Origin of the sequence: Bathymodiolus azoricus thioautotrophic gill symbiont (assembly GCF_001298715.1) — a bacterium.
Lineage (GTDB): Bacteria > Pseudomonadota > Gammaproteobacteria > PS1 > Pseudothioglobaceae > Thiodubiliella.
The window spans coordinates 1-6,691 of record NZ_CDSC02000052.1 but is presented as its reverse complement, the minus strand read 5'-3'; the positions used below and the strand labels follow the sequence as shown (position 1 = coordinate 6,691).

The 6,691-nt window shown below is 39.0% G+C and carries 8 protein-coding genes; 4 read left to right on the top strand and 4 right to left on the bottom strand.

Going from position 1 to position 6,691, the window contains the following annotated elements; all coding sequences use genetic code 11:
• From BAZSYMA_RS00960 to BAZSYMA_RS00945, 4 genes are all read right to left on the bottom strand, one after another.
• Positions 1–703, bottom strand: a 703-nt coding sequence (locus BAZSYMA_RS00960; RefSeq protein WP_143243043.1) for a winged helix-turn-helix domain-containing protein, incomplete at its 3' end; no start/stop codon positions are given.
• A 42-nt stretch (positions 704–745) separates the two neighbouring features.
• Positions 746–1,138: a fluoride efflux transporter CrcB gene (crcB, locus tag BAZSYMA_RS00955; RefSeq protein ID WP_090714628.1), complete on the bottom strand. Its 393-nt coding sequence runs from the start codon at positions 1,136–1,138 to the stop codon at positions 746–748.
• Entirely contained in the window at positions 1,138–2,391 is a 1,254-nt protein-coding gene (locus BAZSYMA_RS00950) for a replication-associated recombination protein A (RefSeq protein ID WP_090714626.1), read from the bottom strand. Before BAZSYMA_RS00950 ends, crcB begins: the two co-directional genes overlap by 1 nt.
• Entirely contained in the window at positions 2,388–3,347 is a 960-nt protein-coding gene (locus BAZSYMA_RS00945; RefSeq protein ID WP_237731675.1) for an FAD:protein FMN transferase, read from the bottom strand. The genes BAZSYMA_RS00950 and BAZSYMA_RS00945 overlap by 4 nt, the downstream gene beginning before the upstream one ends.
• Here BAZSYMA_RS00945 and BAZSYMA_RS00940 point away from each other — a divergent pair.
• From BAZSYMA_RS00940 to BAZSYMA_RS00925, 4 genes are read left to right on the top strand one after another with little or no spacing between them, the layout of a single operon-like run.
• Positions 3,334–4,557, top strand: coding sequence for a lytic murein transglycosylase (locus tag BAZSYMA_RS00940; protein WP_090714623.1), 1,224 nt, complete (start codon positions 3,334–3,336; stop codon positions 4,555–4,557). The genes BAZSYMA_RS00945 and BAZSYMA_RS00940 overlap by 14 nt on opposite strands.
• Entirely contained in the window at positions 4,547–4,966 is a 420-nt protein-coding gene (gene ruvX / locus BAZSYMA_RS00935; protein ID WP_090714620.1) for a Holliday junction resolvase RuvX, read from the top strand. Before BAZSYMA_RS00940 ends, ruvX begins: the two co-directional genes overlap by 11 nt.
• Positions 4,967–4,972: 6 nt before the next feature.
• Complete coding sequence (locus tag BAZSYMA_RS00930; protein ID WP_090714617.1) at positions 4,973–5,935, top strand: aspartate carbamoyltransferase catalytic subunit; 963 nt, start codon at positions 4,973–4,975, stop codon at positions 5,933–5,935.
• Positions 5,936–5,946: 11 nt separating this feature from the next.
• Positions 5,947–6,510 carry a UPF0149 family protein gene (locus tag BAZSYMA_RS00925; protein WP_090714630.1) on the top strand — a complete coding sequence of 188 codons (564 nt, stop codon included), beginning with the start codon at positions 5,947–5,949 and terminating at the stop codon, positions 6,508–6,510.
• The last annotated feature ends 181 nt before the right edge of the window (positions 6,511–6,691 follow it).

Sequence of the window (6,691 nt, the reverse complement as noted above, 5' to 3'; positions counted from 1 at the left end):
GAAAATGGTATAATACCCTCATAAACTGGACTTCTCTTGGCACAGTTGGTGGCACAAAAACAACAGAATCAATGTTGTACTTCTTAATCAACTGAACAATTGAGTTTCTAATCAAGGAAGCAATTTCTTTCATTTTTGCTCTACTTTTCCCTTGTTTGGCATAGAGTAATTTTTGCCCCATTCTGGTTTTTCCAAAAATCTCAACTGCATAAAATTCAAAATAAAATAACTTATCCACACAGCAATTATTACCAAAAGTTTTATTTATTTTTTTACTGGCATCTAACAAATCATTCTTTTTCTTTTTTTGATATTTTTCAATAACTTGTCTAAATTCATTGGCTTTTCGGTTGATATCAAAACCTCGCTTACTACACCATTTCTCAAAACCATTGATGCCAGATAATTCTTCGCCTGTAGGCTCAATAAAGAAAAAATCTTTAACAATAATATTTTGAGTTTTGATATCAAGTTGATAATCTGCAATCGTTGTATCCTTATTAATTACAGCATAAAAAACTTTTGGCGCAGAGCCTATTTTTTTAATTTTATCTGCTTCAACTAGACTCTTTAAATGGCGATGAACCATTTGCCTGGAGATATCAAAGTGCGTGCCAATTTCTGTAGGATTTACCATATTTGAGTCTTGGATATATTTCAATATCTGATGGCGTGTATTGTTTTTTTTATCTACATTGTTCATAATATATAGTTTACTGTAAACTGTAAACCATTATTTTTTTAGTTAGTTACTAAACAGATACCGAGCCAATACAACACCCAGACCTGCTGCCAATAACGATAATAATATATTGAATAAAATATTGATACTGGCTTGCCCATAATGCCCAAGACTAATCATCTCTACCGATTCCCAAGACAAAGTTGACATTGTAGTTAACGAACCTGTTAAACCAATCAACAACATTAATCGATATGTCTCATTAAGTGCCGCTTTTTCCAATATGACGACCACCAAAATGCCTGCTACAAATGAGCCGATAACATTGGCACTGAGTGTTCCATAGGGGAAGGCGTTTCCAAAGGTGGCATTCATAAGTTGTGTTAAATAATAACGCATACTTGCGCCAATAGTTGCACCCAGTCCAATTGCCAAAACTGTTGGAAAAAAAGTCATTATGAACCTCTTAATTGTTTTAATTTTTCACTAATTTTAATCTCCAAACCACGCTCTGTTGGCACATAATAACTTTGCTCGCCCAATGCTTCAGGAAAATAGGTTTGCCCTTTTGCCACAGCGCCTTGTTCATTATGTGCATAGCGATAACCTTCACCATAACCCAAGTCGTTCATCAACCCAGTAGGTGCATTGCACAAATGCTTCGGCACAGGCAAATCTCCCGTTTCTTTTGCTTCACTCATTGCTTGATTAAAGGCTTTATAAACTGCATTTGACTTAGGTGCAACGGCACAATACACCGCCGCTTGTGCAATTGCTCGATTGCCTTCTTTCTCGCCTACTCGCTCAAACACCTGCCAAGCATTTAACGTAATTTCTAACGCCCTAGGGTCGGCATTACCAATGTCCTCTGAAGCGATGGCTAACAATCGCCTAGCAATAGTTTTCGCATCACAACCTGCCACCAACATTCTTGCCATCCAATACAACGCACCATCAGGCGATGAGCCACGCACTGATTTGTGAAAGGCGGAAAGTTGCTGATAAAAAATATCCCCGCCCTTATCAAAAACACTGATTTTTTCTTGCAACAACTGCCCCACTGAATCCGTATCCAGCTTGTCCAACTTAGCCAATGCAATTTGCTCAACAATATTAATGAGTCGTCGAGCATCGCCACTACTAGCATTGATAATGCTGTCTTGTGCGGGTCTGTCCATGGTTGTTAGATTTTCGTGCGTCAAGGCTCGTTGCAAAATTTGCGCCAACTCATCTGCCTTTAATGACTCAAGCACATAAACACTCAGGCGAGAAAGCAAAGCAGAATTCAGTTCAAACGACGGATTTTCTGTTGTCGCGCCAATCAGTGTAATTAGCCCTGATTCGATATGTGGTAAGAATGCGTCTTGTTGTGCCTTATTAAAACGGTGAATTTCATCAACAAATAAAACAGTTTGCTGTTTAATATTTTGAAATTTTTTAGCGTTTTCTACTACAATTCTCAACTCTTTAACACCATCTAATACCGCACTAAGCTGGGCGAAATGCCCCTCAACTTGTTTGCAAATAATGCGCGCTAAAGTGGTCTTCCCTGTGCCTGATGGCCCCCACAAAATCATTGAATGTAACTGTTTATTGTCAATTGCCTGCTTTAATGGATGCCTATCACGCAACAAATGCGACTGCCCAAAGAACTCATCTAAGATTTGTGGCCTTAAACTCTCAGCCAAAGGTTTCAATAAAGGTTTCATAAGTTAATTTTTGTCACTTTAAAATGTGCCTGTTGATTTAAAATCAAAATTACCGGCAGACCCAGTTGTTTTGCTAAAGCTGTGGCTCTTTGGCTGCCCATTGCCATCATAGCTGTGGCGTAGGCATCTGCTACCATTGTTTGTGGATGGATAATGCTCACTGATGCTAAGTCACTATTGGCAGGTAGTCCAGTATGTGGATTAAGGATGTGCATATAGCGCTTGCCTTGCCAAATAAAATAATGACGATAATTGCCTGAAGTGGCAATCGCTTGATTATTTAGAGTAATGGCGATTGGCGTTGCCTTGCTTGGATGCTCAACACCCACCATCCACGGTTTACCATTATTACTGCCGCCACTTCGTACTTCGCCGCCAATCTCTACCAAATAATTTTGCGTGTTCAACAGTTTGACAATGGCATCTACACCATAACCCTTGGCGATTGCTGATAGGTCAATATAAATATCTCTGGTTTTTTTAACTGCTTTGTTGACTCCATCTTTAAGTGTTAGATAGCGAATAGAGCTGTTGATAAATGCCTTATATACTTCGATTTGGCTTGGTTTTTGTATTTGTTTGTTAGCACCAAAACCCCACACATCAACCAAATTCCCAATACCAGGGTCAAAATATCCCTCGGTTTGTTGGTGAATTTCTTTGGCTGTTTTTAAAACATAAAATAACTCATCAGAGACTTTAATCCATTCATTGACCGATTGTTGATTAACTGCAGATAATTCAGATTTAGCATCCCAAGTTGAAAAAATTTGATTAATTTGCGTAAGTCTGTCATCAATCTTTTGTTGAGAGATGCCGTTGTCACCAATCGTTTTCACCGTATAGGTGGTTCCCATAGTTGAGCCAGAAAAGGTATTTATTTTTTCACTCACGCCACAAGCACTAAACAACAAGACAATGCTGATAAGGTATAATTTTGTTATGTTTCGTTTCATATTCTTGTTTATTCTCACGATTTCAGCAGGCACAAGCCTTGCTAAAGCAGATGATACCCTTAGCACCGATACCACGCAAAACTTTGAAGCGTTCTTGGCAGATATTCGCATCAAAGCAATAAAGCAAGGCATCTCAAAAGCAACACTAGATCGTGCTTTTAACGGATTAACACCTGACCCAAAAGTCATTCAATATGACCGCAATCAAGCAGAATTTACCTTGAACTTTTGGCGTTATATGAATTCAAGAGTGAGCAACAATCGCTTAGAAGAGGGTAAGGTTAAACTTGAAGAAAATCGCCCTCTGTTAGAACGCATTTATAAAAAATATGGCGTGCAGCCTTCAATCTTAGTGGCCTTTTGGGGGTTGGAAACCAACTACGGCAAACATGTAGGGAAAATGGCTCTTGTGCGTTCATTGGCAACATTGAGTTTTGATTTGCGTAGACGCGAGTTCTTTACCAAAGAATTGTTAATTTTACTCAAACTGATTGACCAAGAAAAACTACCCCACAACGCACAAGGCTCTTGGGCAGGTGCAATGGGTAATACACAATTTATGCCAAGCAATGTTGCCGCTTACGGTGTGGATGCAGACAAAAATGGCAAATTAGACCTCTGGGGCAGCAAGGAAGATATTTTTCATTCAAGCACTAATTTTCTAAAACGTATTGGTTGGCATAGAGGCGAACGCTGGGGTCGTGAGGTAACAGTCCCTGAAGATTTTGATTTTTCATTGGCAAGCTTAAAAATCAAAAAAACCATTAGGGAATGGGAGTCTTTAGGGATTAAACGTGCAGATGGCAAAAAAAATTCTCGCTCATTGCTCTCACCACCTGAAGCATCATTGATTTTACCAATGGGACACAAAGGCCCCGCTTTTTTGGTTTATAGAAACTTTTACGCCATTCTCAGATGGAACCGTTCAATCCTCTACGCCTTATCTGTTGGTTACTTGTCTGACCGCCTTAATGGACAACCTGTGCTTATCGCTGAGTCTGCTGATGAGCCATCGCTCAGTCGTGATGATGTATTTGCTATTCAAACCACGCTCAATGAATTAGGTTTTAACGCAGGTAAACCTGATGGATTTTCAGGTCCAAAAACTCGCAACGCTACTCGTGATTATCAGCGTGCAAACAACTTAGCCATTGATGGTTATGTCGGCTATCAATTATTGCAACAATTAAAAAAACAAAATGAATATTGAAACCTACCTAGGTTTTGATGTAGGCACAAAACGCACGGGGGTTGCGATTGCTAATAGCCTAACACACACAGCCAATGGCATTGGTGTGGTTGAAAATAACAAAAATGGTTCTATTAATTTTGCAGGATTTGATGCAATTATTAATGCGCATAATGTGAATTTATTTGTAGTTGGCTTGCCCTTCAATAAAGATGGCAAAGAACAAGAAATGACCTTTATTGCCAAGTCATTTGGACGCAAATTGGCCAACAGATACAAGTTAGAAACTGTGTTTATTGATGAGTATTTATCATCATCTGCTACCAAAAAACAACTAAAATACAACCATTATCACCCAAATGCAAAACGCGGTGATGTAGATAAACGCTCAGCTGCGTTAATTTTGCAGACTTGGCTTGAGGACAATTAAAAACGGATGAATAAAGATTTGATTAGTAATGACATTCAACTAGACTCATCTGGCAAGTTAATCCATTTATTAGGACTTGAAGGGCTTTCTAAGAATCATTTAACCCATATCTTAGATGTTGCCGATGGTTTACTTGATGCTCAAGGCAATCTAAAAAAATCCAAAGCTCTCGATGATATGAGCGTCGCTAACTTGTTTTTTGAGTCTTCCACCCGAACACGAAATACTTTTGAAATTGCTGGGAAACGCACCAGTGCCAATATTATCAATGTTGATTTAGCTAACTCAGCTACCAAAAAAAACGAGTCGCTACTTGACACCATACACACGCTCAAAGCGATGCAAATCGATATGTTTGTTATTCGCCACAAACAAAGTGGCTTGCCACATCATGTAGCTGAAAACATTGATGGTGTTTCTATTTTAAATGCGGGCGATGGTATTAACGCTCACCCAACACAAGCATTATTAGATATGTTGACCATTCGCCAACACAAACAAAGTTTCGAGGATCTATCCATAGCCATTGTGGGCGATATCACTCACTCACGCGTGGCACACTCTGATATTCAAGCACTCAAAACTTTAGGGGCAAGTGATATTCGTCTCATTGCGCCAGCAGGTTTGCAATGTGATTCTAAGCAATGTGCGACAATTAAATGTTTTGATAATATTGAAGAAGGCATCAAAAACTGTGATGTGGTGATGGTGTTGCGCCTACAAAAAGAACGCATGTTAGAAGCCGATATTCCTAACGAACAAGAATACTTTGACAATTACGGCTTAACACCTGAACGCCTAGCATTGGCAAAATCGGATGCCATTGTGATGCATCCTGGTCCGATTAATCGTGGCGTTGAAATTGATTCCTCTGTTGCCAATGGCAAGCAATCTGTGATTCTTCAACAAGTAAGCAATGGTATTGCGGTGCGTATGGCAGTGATGGAAATCTTGGCTGGAAACTCTTAATGGAAGACTTTATGACAGACAATAACCTCATTGACTACGACGAAGTCAAGAGCACTCTGTACAACTTAAATACTGATGATACTATTGCCAATGCACACGGAATCTTATGTGGTTTTTCCTGTGTTAAGCCTGAGCTTAAGTTAGACGATTGGCTAAATGAAATCTTGGTGAGTATCGATTTAAACAATGTGAATGAAAAGGATGCTCACGAACAATTAGCAAAAATCTACAACACCACGCTATCGCAACTTAGCGACACCACACTCAACTTTCAACTGCTGATTGCCGATGAAAACTCTAAACTCAGAGAGCAAGCTGATACGCTTATTCAGTGGTGTCAGGGATTTTTAGTTGGCTTAGGCTTACAAAAAGTATCCACCACTGATGAGGATGTCTTGGAAATGATTAAAGACTTCAGTGAAATATCTAAACTTGATGGTAATGTTTTAGATGATGAGCAAAACGCACAAGACCTCAGTGAAATTATTGAGTTTGTGCGTATGGGTACCTTGCTCATTCAAGAAACCCTGCAACCTTCCAAGCAAGATTATATCTCTCCAGACACGCTACATTAAGCTTAATTAGTCAACCCTTAAAAACCACACAACAAATTGATTTATAACAATAAAACCAACAATAACCCTAGACAAATCAACCAACTTTTGTTAAAATACCTCTTATTTCTTGGTCGTTTTGCTTAAAAAAATGTTAACTAAATCTAGTCCAATATCCACCCTAATCAAATCGTTTTCATTC